Genomic DNA, 19,263 nt, shown 5'->3' with positions numbered 1-19,263 from the left:
TTTTTTGGTGACTACAAATTTTTATAAAAAAGCTATAAGAGACTAATAATAAAACAATTACCGGCTTTAAGTTTATAGAAAAAAATGGAACTTCCGTTATAAAGCAATCAAAAATTTAGAGAATTTATATGCAAGCAATTCCCAGCTTAGGCCTGGCGCCTCATATTTTTTATCAAGCGCCCCCACTAAAAACAGAAGGTAGTGTGAGCGTGTTATCTGCTTCTCCAGCTATCGAGGAAGGCAAAGACTGTCATTCTTCATCTCCTTTTAATACCTCTATATTCTCAACCAAAGGCACGCCTGAGGAAAAGCTTTTAATGCAGCGCCTGACAGCCTATTTAGGTAGAGAAAAAGATTTGTTAGGAGAAACTCTAGCTTACCTTCAAGCTGAAAGTTCTCTTTATACTTCCGAGGAAAAAAGTAAACTAGCTAAGCTTTTGCCTACTCTGAAGCTACCTTGGTTTATAGTCACAGAAGAGCAAAGAAAGGAAATAGTAGCACAAGGGATAAGCGTAGCTTCATATCCACGTTTACAACCTTTTCATAAAGTCTTAGCTGCTATTGTAGATACTATAGCCTCAATTACAACCTCCTCCTGTAAAGATAAGCTAAAAATCTTAGAGACCTATTATACTAACTTTATAACTCAGCTCCTTGAGGCTTCTAGCTTAAAAGAGCGAGAAGCTTTGCTAGCCTTGAAAGCCCAAGTCTGTGGGGATTCCGGGGGTTTTCTTCTCCTTGATATAAACAAAGCGCGTGCTATGCTTTCTATCGATGAATTAGGCCTGCCTTACCGCACCAATACCCATGGCAGGCATGCTGTCGCTTCTTTAGAAGGCTTACACTGTAAAGCTAATCCTACGGCTGCTGTGGTCTCTGATTATCTAAATCCTGCTTGGGAATATGCGGCTACTTCTTTAACTCAAGCTTTTTCTCCCACCTCTTTAATTGCCGCCCCTACCTCTTTCCTTAAAATCTCCAACGTCTTAACCTTCAACTGGCAAGCCTCTTTGGATCAGGAGGCCAAAAAAGCTTTTAAACAGCAATTATGGCAGGGCAAAACCTCTCAGCAAATCTTCAAAGATCAGCCTGAGCTTAAAGAAAAGTTATGTAAGGTTGCTTATCTGGAAGCCCGTACAGTACAGGTAGGCTATACCATTGGGCATGCTAATGAAAGTACACGCCCTCAAGCTATCTTGTTAGCTGACCTTATTAGCGTTTTAGAAATGTTTGATTTATTGTGCGATGAACGCTTACTGACGGCAGAAGAGGTTATTGAAAGCTGGCCCTTTCTTTTAAAAGAAGTGCATAAGTCTTATCCTTCTAATCCTCACGAGCTTTTCCGCGCGTATAGAACCTGGATGGAGCAGCTGCCTGAAGAGCAGCTTTTAAACGAATTTTCTTCTAAGGGAGAGTTTAGCCTAAAATCTGAAGAGCAAGGCTTACGTGCTTTTCATGAAGATTATTTGAAAAGTAAAGAAGAAAATAATTTTTGGCAGCTTTTAGCCCTGTTAAAGTTACATCCTAAGCTAGCTTCAAAAGCTTCTTTAGCCTCTTTAATTGATCTACCCTTAGCTTTGCGCTGGAGCGCTAAGCTTTTTCCAGGAAAGTCTATAGGAGAGCTTTTTTGCCTTATCCCTCCTTTACTAAGAAAAATTGATAAAGAAGCGTTTAGCAGTCTAGTCATCGCTAGCCTTCTTATTCTCCCTAATGATGGTAAGGCCGATAACTACATTATAGAGCTTATTTGGAAAGATCAAGAGATAGAAAGCTTAAGGCTGGCCTGCATTGATAATGACCGCGCTTTTGAGCCTGCTATTATTCCAGCAAAACAAGGACATGGCATTCATTTAAAATGCCTGCCTTTATTGCTTAAAGGATGCATGAGCCAACCGATCGCTAATTCAGTTAAAGAATTCATTTTGAATTTAAACCCCCGTGATTTTCTGCTACAATGGATCCAACAATTAGACCAAAGAAACCAGCAGTACCAAAGGCTTATTCATCAAAAAAATTTAACTCAAGAAGACTTTCTAGATGAAGCAGCCGATCAAAAGCTAGATATTCCCCTTTCACTGCCTAAAGGATTATTGTCTACGTTTTTTACAAAATTGCAACTCCTACAGGATAAGCTTAAACAAGATCATGTGAATCACTATGACCTTTTTCAAGCTTTAGAGCCAACTGCTTTTGCCTGCTATCAAGTATTAATGCAAAGACATGCTAATCCTTTAGATGCGCTGCTAGCCCTACATCGTCAACGCACAAGCGTAGAAGCTCTTTTAGAGCCTACCACTTTAACTGCAACGGATGCTCTCCCCTTTTTGGTGCCATTAGAAGAAGAAGCTAGCAACTTTCTAGCAGCCCTTAACTGGTCAGCCCCTATTCCTACCTTGCTTGATCCCCTGAAGATAGTCAGTGCTCTCTCCTTCTGCCCTTCTCTTCCTCTTTCTTTGATGCAAAAGCAGAATTTTTTGCTAATTGCTATTCAACTAGGCAAAGCCTCATTAGTTAAGTTGGCCCTGCAATTAGGAGCTAAAGCTAACTATGCCGATGAAGCTGGACAAACAGCTTTGCATAAACTGATGCGCATCTATGATTCACCTCACTTAGATGAAAAGCAAGTATTTTCCATTGCTGATCTTTTGCTAGCCCAGGAAGATACTGACCCTAATGCTGTCGATGATCAGCATTCTCCCCCTCTTTTTCCCCTCATTAATCGTGCTATCCATGCCCCCACCCGCTTTTCTTTTTTATTAGCCAAGCTGGTTAGCAAGGGAGCAAATTTAGAATACCCTGATCACTTTCATCAAGGAAGGACGCCCTTAGAAAAAGCCATTGCCGATAACAACTTATTGGTATTTATCGAGCTAGCTAAAAAAGGAGCAGGCGTTAAAACGCATCCGGCTAGAATTTTAGAATTTGCCAAAATGCATGCGCAAAACTCTGAGCTTGGAAAGGCTTTGCATCTTTTAGAAGCTCAATTGCCAGCCTTTGCTTACCTGCGCTCTCTTGCACTATTTACCCTACCACGTACTGGCCAAGGCTTTGAATGGGAAGGAGTAGACTCAGGCCGAGCCAAATTACACCCCCTAGTCATGCAACAGCTCCCATTAAATGCAGCCTTAGATTTTATTAAGCTTCCTCGCACCCATGGACGCAGTGCAGTCGTAGCAGTAAGTTATCTACATCGCAAATTGCATTTTAAACCTCACCCTGAGATGGCAGGTAGGGAATATGCAGTAGGAAGTCTACACCGTGTTCTCATTGGACATGGCACGCCGGAAACCGAACTATTTAAATGCTATAATGCCCGTCGTAACGCTTACCCTCTATTGGTTTCGGAAACAAGTGAAGGACAAAACTTAGATGACGCCTTAAAAGCAGGCAATACGTTAGCTAATTTAGACTTACATCGTGTGCATAATATGATGCTCCTAGCTATGCTAGTTAACCCAGAAGATGGCAAGCCTGACAACTACATATTGCAATCTTTTATCAATCATCAAGGTGAGCAAAAAGAACAGCTAGTTTGTGTCGATAATGATCACGCTTTGATTCCTTCTTTTTCAACAGAAGGAAAGTTGCAAGTCAAATGCATCCTATTTTGCTTAAACCAAATGCAAGAAGCTCTTCATCCTAAAACGAGAGAACGCTTTTTGCAAATTGATCCATTAGAAATATTACGCACTTGGTTAGCAAACTTGGACATCCAACAGCAGCGCTATACTAAACTCTTTACCGAAGAAGAGCGCGAATTTGCCTATGCTTACCATAAGCAAAACCCTGTAATTTCTATTCTCTTGCCACCTAGGACGGTAGCCAAAATTTATCAAAAGCTTGCCCGCCTGCAAAGGGCTTTAAATAATAATCTTGATTTGACTCCTTTAGAGCTTTTAATCCGCTTAGACCCTCCTTTAGGAAAATATTACGAGCATCTTTTACAAGATACCAGCGTCCCCATCTATAGCCGTTTTTTAAAAGGGCCCGGGCAATTTTACGAAAAAAGCCTGTATGGCTTAGTAACCTCAAGTACCAGTCACTCGCTTTTAAAATCCAGTAATATGCCTACTAAAGATCTCGTTAAGCATGAAGAACGCTATATCCCTAAAGAAGCATTAAAAGAGCTGCAGACTTTAATGAGTCAAAGCCATCCTAGCTATCTCCGTGCCGTTGCTGCATCCATACAAAAAGGAAATATTGCACCTTTTCACGAGCTTTTGACTGACGACTTGCGTGAAAATGCCCTTGCCTTTATAGATATTTCTCAGCAAAAGCAAGAACTTGCTCTACTAAAAGCCATGGCCTCCTGCTCTTTTGAAACTTTATCCTTAAATCACTGCCAATCTTTAACGGAGGCCCTATTAAAACACCTAATCGTAGCTTCTGCTGCCCTTAATAAGCTAGATGCTAGCCATTGCTCCTCTTTAAAGTCTTTTTCTTTCCCCGAATTATCTTGTTTAACTCATCTTAACCTCTCTAGCTGCCCTCATTTTTATAAGCTTAGCTTAAAAGCCCCTAAGCTACGTTTTCTTATTTTAAAAAATAATCAAGCTTTGACCTCGCTACAGTTAGACGCCCCTCTTTTGGAGGAACTTGAGCTAGAAGGATGCTTACGCCTTTCGGCAAAGCAAATTCAAGCTTTAGTTAAAAGCTGTCCCAATCTCAAGCGGATAACTTTGGCTGGCTGTGATCTTTCTTCTTTGCCTTATGCTGAGCTTATCTTCCAGCAGCCTTTACTTATTCGCTATAACTTAGAAAATTTCTCTTCTCAAGTCATGGAGCAGCTTCAAGGCCTACTTAATAATTCTCTTAATAAATGGTGTTCTAAAAGACAAAGACTACTATACGAGGAGCTTAAGGCTTTACTAGATGGGCTTAAAATAAATAAATCCCTAGGGCACCTAAGTCTTAAAGGAGGGGCAATAGATAATGAAGGCAGTATCGCTTTAGCTAAAGCCTTAAAAGCTAATACTTCGCTTACTAAACTACGCCTTTCAGGCGATCAGATAAGGAAGGAAGGTGCTAGCGCTTTAGGGAAAGTCCTCAAAACAAATACATCGCTCACTGTATTAAACCTTAAGGGTAATGAGCTAGGATTTGAAGGGGTTAGTGCTTTAGCTAAAGCCCTTGAAACCAATCATTCGCTTACGACACTAGATCTTTACCATGATGAGATAGCCTATGAAGTTGCTAGCCCTTTAGCTAGAGCCGAAGCCGATAGGGCTTTAGCTAAAGCCGAAGGCGCTAGCGCTTTAGCTAAAGCCCTGGAAACCAATACTTCGCTTACTACACTTAATCTTTACAACCATGAGATAGGCAATGAAGGCGCTAGCGCTTTAGCTAAAGCCCTTGAAACGAATACCTCGCTCACTCAGTTAAACCTTAGGTCTAATAGGATAGGCTATGATGGCTTTAGCGCTTTAGCTAAAGCCCTTGAAACGAATACCTCGCTCACTGAACTAAATCTAGGCGGGAAGAATTTCATAAATTATGAAGCTATTAGGGCTTTAGCTAAAGCCTTAGAAACCAATACTTCGCTTACTTCTCTGGGCATATCTTTGAATATTGAGAGCAAAAGCCCTCATATAACTTTTATCCTTGAATCATTAAAAAAAAATCAAACGCAACGACAACTATTGGAAGAGCAAAAATCTCAAGCAGCTTCTTTGGCAAAAAAATTGAATTCTAGCCACGAGAAGAAAGCTCTTAAGCCCGAGGTAAATTATTTACCTCAAGCTAATCATACTCTTTCTATAGAGAATTTCCTACCAGATGAAAAAAGGGTTTTGACTCCTCTTTCTGCTGATTCTATTATCCTGCTTGCTTCGCAGCTATGGAATGTGCTCAACAGCTATTTTGCATCAAACGACTTTCAAGAAGCAGATGAGGAAATCAAGCGAACGACAGCTCATTTTCAAATTCAGTTATTAGATCTTCAGCATTGCGATTATTCTCTATTTAGCCAACAAAAGCTTCAGCAAGCTCAAAGTTATTTGATCAATATTTCCTCTTACCTAGCTCATAAAAAGATAATTTCACCCGCTTATTTGCTTACGGGAGAAGAAGAAAATGAGGAAAGAGAAGCCTCATTCTAATCGAGACAAAGTCCATTTAACAAAAACACCTTTTTTGTACCTTAAATAAGCTGTTTAAAACCTTTAAGCAATAGAAGCAACGAAATCATCAGCTAAAAAAGACTTAAAAAAGATAATTTTAGAAGTATATTGATAATTTTTATAGCCTCAAAGTAAGGAAAAACTTCTTGAATTAATCAAGTTGATTATAACTTTTTAAGCTTAGCATATTTAGCGACAATGCTTCTTTCGCGATTATCTTTAGAAAAAAAGATTTTGTAGGTAAGCCCTAGAGAACTTTGATAAACCTCACGGATGATCCCTATCCCAAACTCTTGATGAAAGATAGCAGCTCCTACTTCATAGTGATCAAACGGCTGATCCGCGCCTTCATTTATGCTTGGTTCGCGCTTTTCTTCCGGATAGTCTTTAGGTCTAAAAGTTGGAAGTGGCGATTGATGAATACGTTCTAAGTATTCTCTGGGCACCTCACGCATAAAACGACTAGGGAGCTGGTGCCGGGCCATGCCCCACATATATCTATATTGGGAGTGTGTTAAATATAAACATTCTTTGGCACGCGTCATTCCTACATAAAAAAGACGTCGTTCTTCTTCTAAAGCCTCAAGCTTATCTTTAGAATTAACATGGGGAAATAAATCCTCTTCTATTCCCACTAAAAAAACGACTTTAAATTCCAATCCTTTTCCATTGTGAATGGTCATTAAGCTGACGCGATCTTTCTTGGTATCGGCCTCGTCTAGGCTAGACTTTAAGGTAAGCTCTTCTAAGAAAGCCCTTAAAGTCGCATCGACAGCGGTTTGTTCCCATTCAATTGCTTTGGTAATCAAAGCATCTAAATTCCCTTTACGATCTTCGAAGGACTCAGGATCCTCAGCTAAATATTGAAGATAGTCGGTCTCATCTATGGCAGCCCGCACTAATTCTTGTAAGGAAGCCGATTTAGCCACTTGGCGCAAGTGATGGATAATCCCTAAATATTGCTTTAAAGCTTCTTTTTGCTTAGCAGCTAACTTAATAGGATGCTGTAAAACTTTATCTTCAGCAATGGCTTCGCAATAAGCTAAAATTGATAATTGCTCTTTCGAGGCTGCCAGGCGAATTTTTTCTAAAGTAGCTGCTCCTATTCCTCGGCGAGGTATATTGAGGCTCCTTAAAAAGGAGATGTAATCGGTCCCTGAATAAACCATACGCAGGAAAGATAAAATATCTTTAATTTCGCGTCTTTGATAAAAAGATAAACCTCCTACAATTACGTAAGGGATCTGGCGATATAGAAAATAATCTTCAAAAGCCCGTGATTGATTATTGGTGCGATAAAACACTACTATTTCATTATAGGGAATGCCTTGCTCATGATGCTGGCGAATTTTATCGGCTACAAAATCCGCTTCATCTCGCTCAGTGTCGCTAGCGTAAAACTTTATTTTTTCTCCTTTACCTAAATCGCTCCATAGCTGCTTTTCGTAGCGATTGGCGTTATGAGCAATCACAGCATTCGCCGCTTCTAAAATATTGCTATGACTACGGTAATTTTGCTGGAGACGAAAAATCTGAGCGCCAGGATAGTCTTTTTCAAAATTTAAAATATTATTAATATTGGCTCCCCGCCAGGAATAGATAGATTGATCCGGGTCGCCTACCACAAATAAATTACCATGCTTTTGCACTAAATAATTTAAAATTTTATATTGAGCTTCATTGGTATCTTGATACTCATCAATAGATAAAAATGTCCATCGCTCCTGGTACTGTTCACGCTTATCAGGATGTTCTTGAAAAAGCCTTACTACCAAAAAAAGAAGATCATCAAAATCTACGGCGTTGTAATGTTTTAACTTAGTTTGATAGAGAGAATAAACACGAGCAAGATATTCCTCGGCCGGTGAAGACATATAACTGACTTTAATATCTTCAGGCTTTTGCAAAGCATTTTTAGCTTTTGAAATCATTCCTCGAAAGATCTTAGTATCCATCTTTTTATCTTTGATTTCCAATTCTGCTAAACAGGCTTGAAGCACTTTATGGATGTCTTCTTCATCATAAATGGTAAAATCACGCTCATATCCTAAAGCTTGGATAGATTCACGTAAAATTCTGGCTCCTAAGCTATGAAAAGTACATAGAAGAGGAGCTTGCCTTCCTACTAAGATGCGAATACGCTCGCGCATTTCTTCAGCAGCTTTATTAGTAAAAGTTAAACCTAGGATTTGAGAAGTGGGGACTCCCATTTCAATTAAAGACGCTATACGCGAAGTAACAACCCGTGTTTTTCCCGAGCCTGCTCCTGCTAATACCAGGATAGGGCCTTCGATAGCATTCACTGCCCCAAGTTGCTCTTCATTTAGCTGAGATAATAAAGTCATAAGAAGTTAAGTCTTAAACAAGGTAAAGAATAGGAATTTTATAAGTATAAATCATTTATTTCTAGAGATCATCTTAAAATTTGCTTTTTAAGCAAAAATTTTCAAGATTTTTTTTAGTCGTATGATTTTTTTGCTCATAATATTTTTTAATTTTTTTCTCCTCCTTAAGTTTTTTTGCAGATATCTTGAAATAGAAGCGCTGGTGATGTAAATATAGCGGGTAACCAAAGGCTTTCTACATATGCAACGTCACGAATGCAATGGAATATCATGGCTTGAATTTGAACTTTTAGCGCCTTTTAAAAATCTTACTCATGGCGTTCTTTTACGCCATGGGGGATATAGTGCAGATTCGTTTGCAAGCTTAAATATGGGCTTTAGCTTGCAAAACCCCCTTGAGAATAACAAGGTTAAGCTTAATCGCGAAAAAGTAAAAAAGATTTTTGCTTTTAAAAAACTTTACGACTGCCAATTAGAGCACGCCGATAAAATTGTAGAAATTACTCATAAAAATAAGGGTTTAAGGCCTACCTGTGACGCTTTATCAACTGTATTGCACGATACAGTGTTGATGATTACCCATGCAGATTGCCAGGCCACCATTTTTTACGATCCTGTTCAACAAGCTATCGCCAATGTCCATGCGGGTTGGAAGGGAAATGTACAAAATATTTATGGCAAAACTGTAAATTTTATGAAGCACCATTATGGATCTTTTCCCGATAATTTACATGTCTGTATTTCTCCTAGCTTAGGACCTTACGATGCTGAATTTATTCATTATCGTCAAGAATTGCCTCCCCCCTTTTGGGAGTTTCAAATAAGTCCATGCTATTTTGATCTATGGACGATTGCTAAAAACCAACTTTTGCAAGCAGGCGTCTTAGAGCATCATATCCAGATTGCACAAATAAGTAACTTTTCTCATCCGGAAGATTATTTTTCTTATCGTCGTGAGAAGATTACAGGCCGCCATGGAACGTTTGTAGCCATAAAGTCCTCCTAGGCTTTTAAAATTAAGATGAATGGTAGCTAGGGATTGAGTAGCAGGATATGTTTATTTAATTTGATACTCAGCCATCTTATTTCTTATCTTGGGCGGCCTTGCAATGTCTGTCGCCGGCAGTTCTCTGTCTAAGAAATTATACCTTCTAAAGAAAATACGTCTACATAGCCAAAAAAAATTAACCTTTTTCCAAGCCGACTCTCTCCCTAAACACAAGCTTTTTATTAAGTGTATGACTACATAGAGAGTTGCTCAAAAGCGTATTATAAAATTCCCCAAAAAATATCTTTAGCTCGTAGGCAAGTTACCTCTCTTATTCCATTATCCCTAAGTAAGCGTATCCAGTAAGAAGAGAAGCATGATTAAAGCCTTCTTTAGCTTTTTGGATAAGATTATGAAAATAGAAGGTCTTAATGTTTAAAAAATTATAAGATTAGCTGCAGTTTTTCTCACAAAATTTTTGGGGCTCTAATTCCACTGTTTCTATCAATAGGGCCGAGGTAACAATAGGCCATAACCTGCCAAAAGTTTTGTGGTTTTTATATAAAGCTAGCAAAGATTTTTTTATACTCTTTAAAAGTCTGGATTTATCGATGCCCTCATGCTCAAAATGGTGATAAACGGCTTGATAGCAATCTTCCTTTAAACTTAGAGCCTTTTGCTGAAGTTCTCGTGCTCTTGTTTTTACTCGTTTATTCTTTAAACCATATTTCAGTGCTAAGCTTTCGATAGGCACAGGACATTTGCTAAAAATAGTGCGTATAGATTGACGAAAAAAGATTAAAACTTTTCTATTTTGGCTAGCTTGAAGTAAAGGTTCAATGATATGCTGATAAACAGGAAGGTTTCCTTGGGCAGCTATAAAGACTATTTCTTCTAATCCTATTGAATCTAAATACCCAGAAGGGATGCAATCCTTAGTGGATTTTAATCTTCCTTTTGCATCGAATTTAAAATATTCGACATTCAGATAGCGAGGAGTATTTTTTTCTTCTACGAAAAAACGAATGAGCAAACGCAAAGGTTCTGCATATGCTCTATTTATCCTCGACAACTTGCTTTTCCTATGGGTATGCCAGACAATGTTTTCTAAAGAAGTAGCAAGATTTTCTATGATTGCATATCTTCCTTTAGGATCTATATACTTAAATTTGGGAGTGGCAAGAGCCCAGAAAAATTCTTCCGACCTTAAAAGCTTGCTATATTCGAAACATAGCCTATTAGGACCTACTACAAAAAGAACTTTTTCATATTTTTGAGAAGTATGGGGTTTAAAGATTTCGAAAACTTTATAAAGATTAGGTAATTGAGTGGTTTCATGACCTTTAAGGGAGTTCCCTAGTTCAAATAAATGTTCCTGGTTTTTCTTATCCATAAAATAAAAAGGTTGATTAGCTTTGATAAGCTTACAGCCTTGCTGCAGCTCTTCACGCCATTGCACATGCTTTAAATCAAACCTTTCTAAAAGAAAGCAACCCTCTTTAATTAAAGTCTTCTCTAATAAAACTAAATCAGCTTCTATATTTTCCTTTTGATAATGAGGAAGGCTGAGGATAAGACTTTTCAGGCCCCCATGAAACAATTCAATCCCAAATTTTCCCTGTACTTTTGCTTGATGGATTCTCTTTATAAATTTTAACAGCAATTTTTGCTCTTCAGCTGCAAGTTGCGGGGTTTGCGGGCTTGGCTCTTTGCAAATTACCTTTTGAAAAATGTGAAAAGGAAGCTCTCCTCCCGTCATTCCTTCTAATGCAATAATTTTCACAGATCCTTTTAAAGATTTAAAAGAAGATTTATCATAAAAAGGCTTACCTTTTTTATCATAAATCTCAGAAAAATTAGCCTGAAGAAAGATATTTAATTTCTGGCTTTTTTCTGAACGCACCAATTTTATTAAAGGATAAGTAGCTTGGTAAAATAGCTGGATTTGCTCTCTTGCATTATTGACTAAAGAAAGATCAGCATGGTTTTTGCTATTCGCAAAGCGAGCCTTTAAATACTCTTGATAAGTGCTATCAAGGAGGCGGTAGCGAAATTTTTCAAGCTCTTGATAAATGGTATGAGTAGCTCTTATAGACGCACCAAGCCTTTTTTCAAAAAAAGCATTACCCACTAAAATGTTGGCAAAAAAATAGATCAAGCGAAGAATCCTACCTCTCCAGCCTGCAGAAGGACAGTAAAGCTTATTTCCCCATAAAGAAGGTACTAGATTAATAATTTCTTGATTAGAATGCGCAGCTGCATAAATATTTTGAAAGTTATGGGAAATTAACTCTAACGACTGTTCCGGTAATTTAGGTGCGCTCACACAAATTATTTCCATCTTTTAAAACGGCATCAATAAGGTTGCTTCTGTTTTTAAAAAGCATGCCCCTATTCATGAATAAATGAGAATTTGATCCTATTCATTGAGGTATTCAAAAACGCGCTTAGGAACAGGGAGGCTATCTTTGTACTCTTTTTCGGCTTCTTTCTCTATAAGAGCAATTTCTTTGCTTTTATTATAAGTTTCTATACGATTGCACCACTGATCATTCTGTTTATCTTTAACATCGAAGTCATAATAATAAACCATCCCATTTTCAAGTGCCATCCAACCTACATATTTTGGATCTCCGTATATTCCCCAAAAACTTTGGAAGTCCACACGAATCAAAAGATTTTCAGCAGAAAAATTAGGCGCTAGACGAGAAGAAGTTTGGGGATTGGATTTTAGATTCTGTAAAAGCTCTTCTACCACATCCACGAGTTGAGCTCGTGCTTGGTAGAGCTCTAAAATATTTTGGGTACGAAAATTTAAGCAAAGGCGATGAACACTGTCGGTGCTGTTATAATAAGCCCAGGCATCATCTAAATACCAGCGATGTTGATGGGCTAAACGGGTTGCTTGACGTATGGCTGCCCGCGTAAAAGCATCTGAATTATAATCTTTACTTATAGGTGACTGAGCTTGCGAGCGTTGAGGACCTTTACAAGCAGCTAGAGCAGTTAATAAAAGGCAAAGGGTCAAAAAAATTCTCATAAATAAACCAAGCTAATTTCTTAAAATACGCATATTATTTGTTTAAAAGATATTTGAAAAGAAAAACATGCTGTTAATCTTGCATCTTCTCTTGAGTTGCCTCAATAAAGAGTTTAATATAATTTATTTACTTACCTTACTGCTTCTAAGCCGTTTTTGTAGCCCAATAATTTAGATACCATTTCACGAACTGAGGAATTCCTTCCTCAAGCGTGGTTTTAGGCAAAAATCCTAATATCTGTTGGCTCACCTGTATATCAGCATAAGTTTCTAAGACATCCCCAGGCTGCATAGGTACAAATATCTTTTCAGCTTTTTTGCCTACACTTTCCTCAATGATTTCTACCATTTTTAAAAGATCTACCGGCTGATGATTACCTAGATTAAAAATTTCATTTTTGCCCTTCCGATCTATCGAAGATTCAATACCTTGTACAATATCATCTATATAGGTAAAGTCTCTTCTCATCTTGCCATGGTTAAAAATGTGGATAGGTTTTCCCTCAAGGATAGACTTAGTGAATTGGAAGTAAGCCATATCGGGGCGCCCCCAAGGGCCATATACAGTAAAAAAGCGTAATCCTGTAATAGGGATTTGATATAAATGGTAATAAGTAGAAGCCATGAGTTCGTTAGCTTTTTTTGTTACCCCATATAGGCTAGCCTGATGATCCGTTCGATCCTCTATAGAGAAGGGTATCTTTTGGTTTAATCCATAAACTGAAGAAGAGGAAGCATATACTAATTGAAGGCCTGGAAATTGACGGCAAGTTTCTAAAACATTTAGGAAGCCTTCAATGTTTGCCTTCACATAAGCTTGAGGATTTTCTAAAGAATAACGCACTCCTGCTTGTGCCGCTAAATGGACAAGATGGCTAATTTGATGGTGGGCAATTAGCTCGTATAAAAGGTTAGTATCGGTGATGTCCCCTTCAAGCAAAGCAATCCCCTGTTTTTCTACCTCCTTAGCCCGTGCTCTTTTGAGCAAGGGGTCATAATAATTATTAAAATTATCTACACCAATAACATGATCTCCGCGCTTTTTCAACGCTTTAGCCAAGTGAAAGCCTATGAAGCCAGCAGCGCCAGTAATTAAAACATGTTTCATCAAAATCTCTTGTTAGATCATAATTAGAAAAGAGCAAATAGCGAATAAAATTTTTGCAATCCCCGCATTTTATAGCAGATCCCAATTGTATGGCAAATCCTTCCCCTTCTATCATCGCAGCCTTCGACTTCGACGGAACTTTAACATACCGCGATTCTTTTTTACCCTTTTTAAATTTTGTAGTCGGTTCGACGCTTAAAAGGAAAAACCTTTGTTTAGAAAGCTTTCATTTTTTCCAATATCTTTTAGGATATCTCTCTCGTCAACAGCTTAAAGAAGCTTTGCTTACTCGTTTTTTAAAGGGAAAAGGACGTCGGGAGATGAAGATGTATGCCGAGAGATATGCTAAAGAATTTTTACCTACACTCCTTCGTCCTCAGGCTATAGATAGAATCCGTTGGCATAAAAATCAAGGACATCGTTGTGTTTTAATAAGTGCTAATCTCGATATTTACTTAAAACCCTGGGGGCAAGCGGTAGGCTTTGATAATATCATTGCTTCGCGTGTAGCTTTTTCACCTCAAGGTTATCTCACAGGATGCTTACAAGGGTTAAATTGCCGAGGAGCAGAAAAGGTTCGCCGTTTAATAGAGGAAGAAGGGCCTACGAAAAACTATATTTTGTATGCTTATGGTGACAGCCAGGGAGATCGGGAGCTATTACAGTGCGCTAACTTTTCTTTTTATCGTCGATTAAATTAAATTTTGTAAGATGACAATGGCAAATTCTTCTAATAAAGATCTGATGGAAAGTAATTTTGAAGGCTTAATTCCCGGGCCTGCTGAAAGTGATCAATCCTTTGCTAAGAGGGTAGCCTACTGCTTGAATTTAAACAGCCAGATTACCCACGGGCTGCCTCAAGAATTCCCCTTTATGGTAGAAGAATCTTGCTTTTCCGCCGATATTTTAAAAGAAGGGTGCCAAGAAATACAGAAGCTCTATGATATATTTCCTACGTGGGTGCCTCTTTTCTTTAGTAATTACAAATTATTTCCCTGGCATGGCGGATGCGCATGGATTTTTCAACAGAAAGATGATGATCCGGCTCATCCTCTTCTGCAGCTAAGAAAGAATTTACAAAATTCTACCCATTATGGGAAATTTTATACCCGTAAGGAATTAATAGCTCATGAATTGTCGCACGTAGGGCGGATGATGTTCGAAGAGCCTATCTTCGAAGAAATTTTAGCTTACCGCTCTGCCCCATCACGCTTTAGAAGGTTTTTTGGGCCCATCATTCAAACCTCCCGCGAAAGCCTAATTTTTGTTTTTCTTCTTGTTTTAGTGGTTGCTTTAGATATCTTAGCCCTTGAACAGGAAAGTAAAACTTTCTTCTATCTTTTTAAATTAGGGCAATTATCCATTATAAGCTCGATTCTATATGCTTTAATACGTTTATGTTTTCGGCAGTACCAATTTAAAGTAGCCCTTAAAAAGTTGCGACAGCTAGCCTTAAATAAAAACGCTGCCGATGCTATTATTTATCGACTTACCGATGCAGAAATTATTCATTTTAGCCGTTTATCTCCCCAAGAAATTTATGCTTATGCTTTTGAAAGAAAAGGTAACTCGCTACGTTGGAAACTTATCTATAAAGCTTATCTAAGCAAACACCGCCTTTCTGATCATTATGATGGCTGTATTTATCACAATAACCCTCCCACTCAGCGCTCTTTTAAAGATTTTATTCACTGGATGTGGAAAAGCAAGCCTAGAAGATGGCCTGAAAGCATTCCTTTAGACCAGCTTGCCAAACCTCTTACCCAGCTCAATGATGATCAGCTTAAGCTTACCTTCGTTAATCATGCTACTATACTGATTCAGTGGGGAAATATCAATATACTTACCGATCCAATTTGGTCTAAACGTTGCAGTCCATTCTCGTGGGTAGGACCTAAAAGAGCGCACTCACCGGGTATACGCTTTGAAGATTTACCTCCCATTCATCTCGTGCTTCTAAGTCATAATCACTACGATCACATGGATATACCTACTCTGCGCCGAATACAAGCCCAGCATCATCCTAAATTTATCGCCGGACTAGGTAATAAGAATTATCTCAAGAAAAAAGGCTTGAAAGAGATCTATGAACTTGATTGGTGGGAAACAATCGAAGCAAACAGCCTTGAGATTATCTTTACCCCTGCTAGACATTTTAGCATGCGAAATCCCTTTAATAAAAATAAGACGCTCTGGGGAGGCTTTATCATAAGGAAAAATCTAGAGTTAATTTATTTTGCAGGAGATACAGGCTATGCCCAGGTTTTTGAGAAAATTAAAGCTAGATTTGGCTCTCCTCGGATTTCTTTATTGCCTATTGGAGCCTATAAACCCCGTTGGTTTATGGAGCCTTTTCATATGTCTCCTTCTGATGCCGTCAAAGCGCATATAGATTTAGCCTCTAAAAAAAGTATGGCTATACATTTTGGAACCTTTCGGCTTTCCGATGAAGCCATTGATGATCCGGAGAAACAGCTTAAATTGGCCTTAAAATTTTATCGTCTTGCTGAAGAAGACTTTCTCGTGCTCAAGCCTGGCAAAACCTATCAAGGATAAATATGTATCATTCCCCTATCGGCATCCTTCTTGTCAATTTAGGTACCCCTGATTCTCCTCAACCCAAAGATGTGTATAAATATTTGGTTGAATTTCTAACCGATGAGAGGGTAATAGACCTTCCGTGGCTAAAACGGCAGCTACTTGTAAGAGGCCTCATCATTCCTGCACGCTACAAACAATCGGCTAAATCCTATCAAAACATTTGGACAGCTGAGGGATCACCTTTGATGGTATATGGAAAAAGAGTAAGAGATGCCTTACAAAAAGCTTTAGGTAATATATTTTATGTAGAGCTGGCGATGCGCTATCGAAATCCTTCCTTAGAAAAAGGACTTTTGCTGCTTTTAAACAAAGGAATTAAACAGCTGATTATCCTCCCTCTATTTCCTCAATATGCTTCAGCATCTACGGGATCGGTTTATCAAAAGTGCATGGAAATTTTGAAAAACCAGATATCTTTACCTAAAATTACATTTATTAACTCCTTTGCTGACCACCCTGCTGTCATCCAGGCCTTTTGCCATGTTGCTCTTAAGAATAACTTGGAAGAATACGATCATTTCTTATTCAGTTTTCATGGTCTTCCTCAGAGGCAAGTGATAAAAGCTGATAAAAATAATTACTGTTTAAAGTCGCAAAGCTGCTGCCAACAGGCTTGCCAAGAAAATGCTGATTGTTACTCGGCCCAATGTCATCTTACGGCCCATGCAATCATAAAACAACTCCATCTGCCTACTGAAAAGACTAGCTTAGCCTTTCAGTCACGCCTAGGCAAAGATCCATGGTTAGAACCTTTTACCCCTCATGTGATCAAGCAGCTTGCAAGGCAAAATAAAAAGAAAATTTTGGTATTTTGTCCCTCATTTGTGTGTGATTGCCTAGAAACAACCTTTGAAATTGGTGTGGAATATGCGGAAGAATTTAAGAAAATGGGAGGGGAACGCTTAGATATTGTTCAAGGGCTTAATGATGAAACTATATGGATAAAAGCTCTTGAAAAAATTGTAAGGGAAAACAGCTCGCCATTTTAAAATACTTTTCCATGATAAACCTTGCTGGGGTAAGAAGCCATGCTTACTTTTTTTGCAACAAAGCGATGAGCGCGGAGGCTGTGAGAGCAACTATTAAATGCAACTCTCTAGAAAATTAAAAAATAGGAGTTTTAAAGCTATAGTTAATAAAGGTTAATAATTTTTCAATGCTAGGTACTTTGGAAAACTTTGCCTATCCTTTAAAAAAAGCCAATCTCTCACAGCTATCCTTGCTAGTTAATAAGTATGGCTTTTTAAATACATGATTGCGCAACAACAAAAGCCTATCGAAGCAGCATGCTATTCTTCTTTTTTTCTTCTTTTTAACGTAGATAATGGAGAAGATTCTGCTGGATAGAGAATCTCTTTTTCCTCTTTTGGGCTTTTATCACTCCTCGACTTTCTTTTCTTAGACTCTAAGTGGGTAGTTTCTTCCATTGAAATCTCAGGCGTTGCTTGCCTTTTTTCTTCTTTTATTTCTTCCACTGCGCCATTAGCAATTAATTCTCCTTCAATATCAAAGAAATCAATCACTGTATTACCAATCAGCAATTGCCGTCCGTTAGGAGAAAAATTTAAATTGTCATTACAAGGCAGAGATATAAAATAGAGAGGGGTCTCTTTCCGCCCTATCCTCTCCCTGTTACCCCTCCAGAGAGCGCACCATTCAGAATTGCCAGCGACTATCCACCGTCCATCTGGAGAATAAGCTATTTTATTAAAACTTTCCCCTATCTCTTCCGCCTCATATTTATACACCTTGTCGGTAGGTAAGTGATAAACATCAAAGCCAGGTTTTTGCGAAGGTTCTTCCGCAAAGCTTATGGCAAGTGATTCTCCATCCGGAGAATATGCTAGGCAGAGGATCGGCTTGGGTGGAATTGTTAAGATCCTCTGGTTTTCCTCAAGTTCGTCAAGTTCGCATATGCCAAGCTGACCAAGCTCCAACAAAAAAGCTCCTGTTTTTTTATCAGGAGATAAAGCAAAGGGGCCAATAAAGTTAAAGGAGGAGTCATGACCGCATGCTGCATAGTGCCGCGTAACTGCCGCGGATGATGTGTCCAGACTCCAAAAATAAGCCCTATTTACGCCCGGCTCCATAACAACCATCGAATTATCACCGTTAGGCAAAAAACCTATCTTCTTAACAGGAGTCCTAACTCTACCCATAAAAGTGGTGAGATATTTTCCCGTATTCATATCCCATAGGCGGATATCACAATCCAACGATCCTGTAGCCACTAACCAGCCATGATCATCCTGCAACCGAAAGAAGAAAGCTGCGCTGCAAACTTCTTTAAGGTGACCCTTCAAGGAAGATTTACATAGCCACTTGTTTGATTCCAGTTTCCATAAGCGAGCTGTACAGTCAGCAGAAGTAGTAGCTAGCCAATTTCCATCCTCAGAAAAAGTTATACTAGTAATAAGACCTGTATGACCCTCAAGGATTTGGTGGCGCTTTCCATTAAAAGCATTCCATACATGAGCGGTATTGTCCTTAGCGCTACTTACAATCCATTGGCTATCAGGAGAAAATACCGCTTTTCCACTCCCTTCTACATCATCAAATTCGATAAATTTCACAAAACGCTTACCTTCTACATTTACGTGATAAGCAGCTTGGTTCCCATACATGGAATGCGTATATTTACCATGGGACAAAGGCGGCAAAAAAAGAAATTTTTTAAGAACCAAGGGATGCCATAATAAGGGATCGGAGGCTAATTGCCTCCATTGTCTGGACACTTGCCGGCTAAATGCTAAATCTTTAACAGGTAAGTAAGAAAAGATTTCTATCCATACTTCGTCAGGTATCTTAGAAATAGCCCAAGAGTCTACATGGTGCAAAAATTCTCCAGTAGGTGGAGAAAGGAGTGAAGAGATATTATTAACCATAATAAAAACCTTTGAGTAAAATTTAAACTTTATGATAAATTTTAATTATATTATAAACAATAAAAAACATTTTCTCTTTATTTTTATTTAAATTCAATCTTTATTTAAAAAACAACTAAGAACTAAAAAAACGTTTTTTTGCTTTTTGAGGGCCCCGGGCGCGGGGGGGGGGGGGGG

Annotated in this window: 10 protein-coding genes; 5 read left to right on the top strand and 5 right to left on the bottom strand. The window is 38.5% G+C overall.

Annotated features, from left to right (window positions below):
• The first annotated feature begins 128 nt into the window (after positions 1-128).
• A complete protein-coding gene (locus NEOC84_RS03805; RefSeq protein WP_166155443.1) occupies positions 129-6,098 on the top strand; it encodes a hypothetical protein in 5,970 nt (1,989 codons plus the stop codon).
• 185 nt (positions 6,099-6,283) lie between these two features.
• Here NEOC84_RS03805 and NEOC84_RS03800 read toward each other — a convergent pair whose 3' ends face one another.
• On the bottom strand, positions 6,284-8,464 hold the full coding sequence (locus NEOC84_RS03800; protein WP_166155441.1) for a UvrD-helicase domain-containing protein: 2,181 nt from the start codon (positions 8,462-8,464) through the stop codon (positions 6,284-6,286).
• Between the two features lie 241 nt (positions 8,465-8,705).
• Here NEOC84_RS03800 and NEOC84_RS03795 point away from each other — a divergent pair, with 241 nt between their 5' ends.
• Complete coding sequence (locus tag NEOC84_RS03795; protein WP_166155439.1) at positions 8,706-9,470, top strand: polyphenol oxidase family protein; 765 nt, start codon at positions 8,706-8,708, stop codon at positions 9,468-9,470.
• Positions 9,471-9,903: 433 nt separating this feature from the next.
• Here NEOC84_RS03795 and NEOC84_RS03790 read toward each other — a convergent pair whose 3' ends face one another.
• The 3 genes from NEOC84_RS03790 to NEOC84_RS03780 form a co-directional block, all read right to left on the bottom strand.
• Positions 9,904-11,778, bottom strand: a complete 1,875-nt coding sequence (locus tag NEOC84_RS03790; protein ID WP_166155437.1) for a hypothetical protein — start codon at positions 11,776-11,778, stop codon at positions 9,904-9,906.
• 93 nt (positions 11,779-11,871) lie between these two features.
• Positions 11,872-12,492: a hypothetical protein gene (locus NEOC84_RS03785; protein WP_166155435.1), complete on the bottom strand. Its 621-nt coding sequence runs from the start codon at positions 12,490-12,492 to the stop codon at positions 11,872-11,874.
• A 145-nt stretch (positions 12,493-12,637) separates the two neighbouring features.
• The gene (locus tag NEOC84_RS03780; protein ID WP_166155433.1) at positions 12,638-13,600 is read right to left on the bottom strand and encodes an SDR family NAD(P)-dependent oxidoreductase; all 963 of its coding nucleotides are present in this window, start codon (positions 13,598-13,600) and stop codon (positions 12,638-12,640) included.
• Positions 13,601-13,689: 89 nt separating this feature from the next.
• On the opposite strand from NEOC84_RS03780, the gene NEOC84_RS03775 reads away from it, so the two are divergent.
• From NEOC84_RS03775 to hemH, 3 genes are read left to right on the top strand one after another with little or no spacing between them, the layout of a single operon-like run.
• Positions 13,690-14,301: an HAD-IB family hydrolase gene (locus NEOC84_RS03775; RefSeq protein WP_166155431.1), complete on the top strand. Its 612-nt coding sequence runs from the start codon at positions 13,690-13,692 to the stop codon at positions 14,299-14,301.
• 16 nt (positions 14,302-14,317) lie between these two features.
• The gene (locus tag NEOC84_RS03770) at positions 14,318-16,156 is read left to right on the top strand and encodes an MBL fold metallo-hydrolase (protein WP_166155429.1); all 1,839 of its coding nucleotides are present in this window, start codon (positions 14,318-14,320) and stop codon (positions 16,154-16,156) included.
• A 2-nt stretch (positions 16,157-16,158) separates the two neighbouring features.
• Positions 16,159-17,190, top strand: coding sequence for a ferrochelatase (gene hemH, locus NEOC84_RS03765; protein ID WP_166155427.1), 1,032 nt, complete (start codon positions 16,159-16,161; stop codon positions 17,188-17,190).
• A gap of 300 nt (positions 17,191-17,490) precedes the next feature.
• On the opposite strand, the gene NEOC84_RS03760 is transcribed toward hemH, so the two are convergent.
• Positions 17,491-19,086, bottom strand: a complete 1,596-nt coding sequence (locus NEOC84_RS03760; protein ID WP_166155425.1) for an F-box/WD40 repeat-containing protein — start codon at positions 19,084-19,086, stop codon at positions 17,491-17,493.
• Positions 19,087-19,263 lie beyond the last annotated feature (177 nt).

The organism is Neochlamydia sp. AcF84, assembly GCF_011087585.1.
Lineage (GTDB): Bacteria > Chlamydiota > Chlamydiia > Chlamydiales > Parachlamydiaceae > Neochlamydia.
This window is presented reverse-complemented; position numbering and strand designations above follow the sequence as displayed.

What these genes read in the sequence shown, in the direction of transcription:
- NEOC84_RS03805 (WP_166155443.1), top strand. Translation starts at nt 129, where the DNA reads ATGCAAGCAATTCCCAGCTTAGGCCTGGCGCCTCATATTTTTTATCAA.
- NEOC84_RS03800 (WP_166155441.1), bottom strand. Translation starts at nt 8,464, where the DNA reads ATGACTTTATTATCTCAGCTAAATGAAGAGCAACTTGGGGCAGTGAAT.
- NEOC84_RS03795 (WP_166155439.1), top strand. Translation starts at nt 8,706, where the DNA reads ATGCAACGTCACGAATGCAATGGAATATCATGGCTTGAATTTGAACTT.
- NEOC84_RS03785 (WP_166155435.1), bottom strand. Translation starts at nt 12,492, where the DNA reads ATGAGAATTTTTTTGACCCTTTGCCTTTTATTAACTGCTCTAGCTGCT.
- NEOC84_RS03780 (WP_166155433.1), bottom strand. Translation starts at nt 13,600, where the DNA reads ATGAAACATGTTTTAATTACTGGCGCTGCTGGCTTCATAGGCTTTCAC.
- NEOC84_RS03775 (WP_166155431.1), top strand. Translation starts at nt 13,690, where the DNA reads ATGGCAAATCCTTCCCCTTCTATCATCGCAGCCTTCGACTTCGACGGA.
- NEOC84_RS03770 (WP_166155429.1), top strand. Translation starts at nt 14,318, where the DNA reads ATGGCAAATTCTTCTAATAAAGATCTGATGGAAAGTAATTTTGAAGGC.
- hemH (WP_166155427.1), top strand. Translation starts at nt 16,159, where the DNA reads ATGTATCATTCCCCTATCGGCATCCTTCTTGTCAATTTAGGTACCCCT.
- NEOC84_RS03760 (WP_166155425.1), bottom strand. Translation starts at nt 19,086, where the DNA reads ATGGTTAATAATATCTCTTCACTCCTTTCTCCACCTACTGGAGAATTT.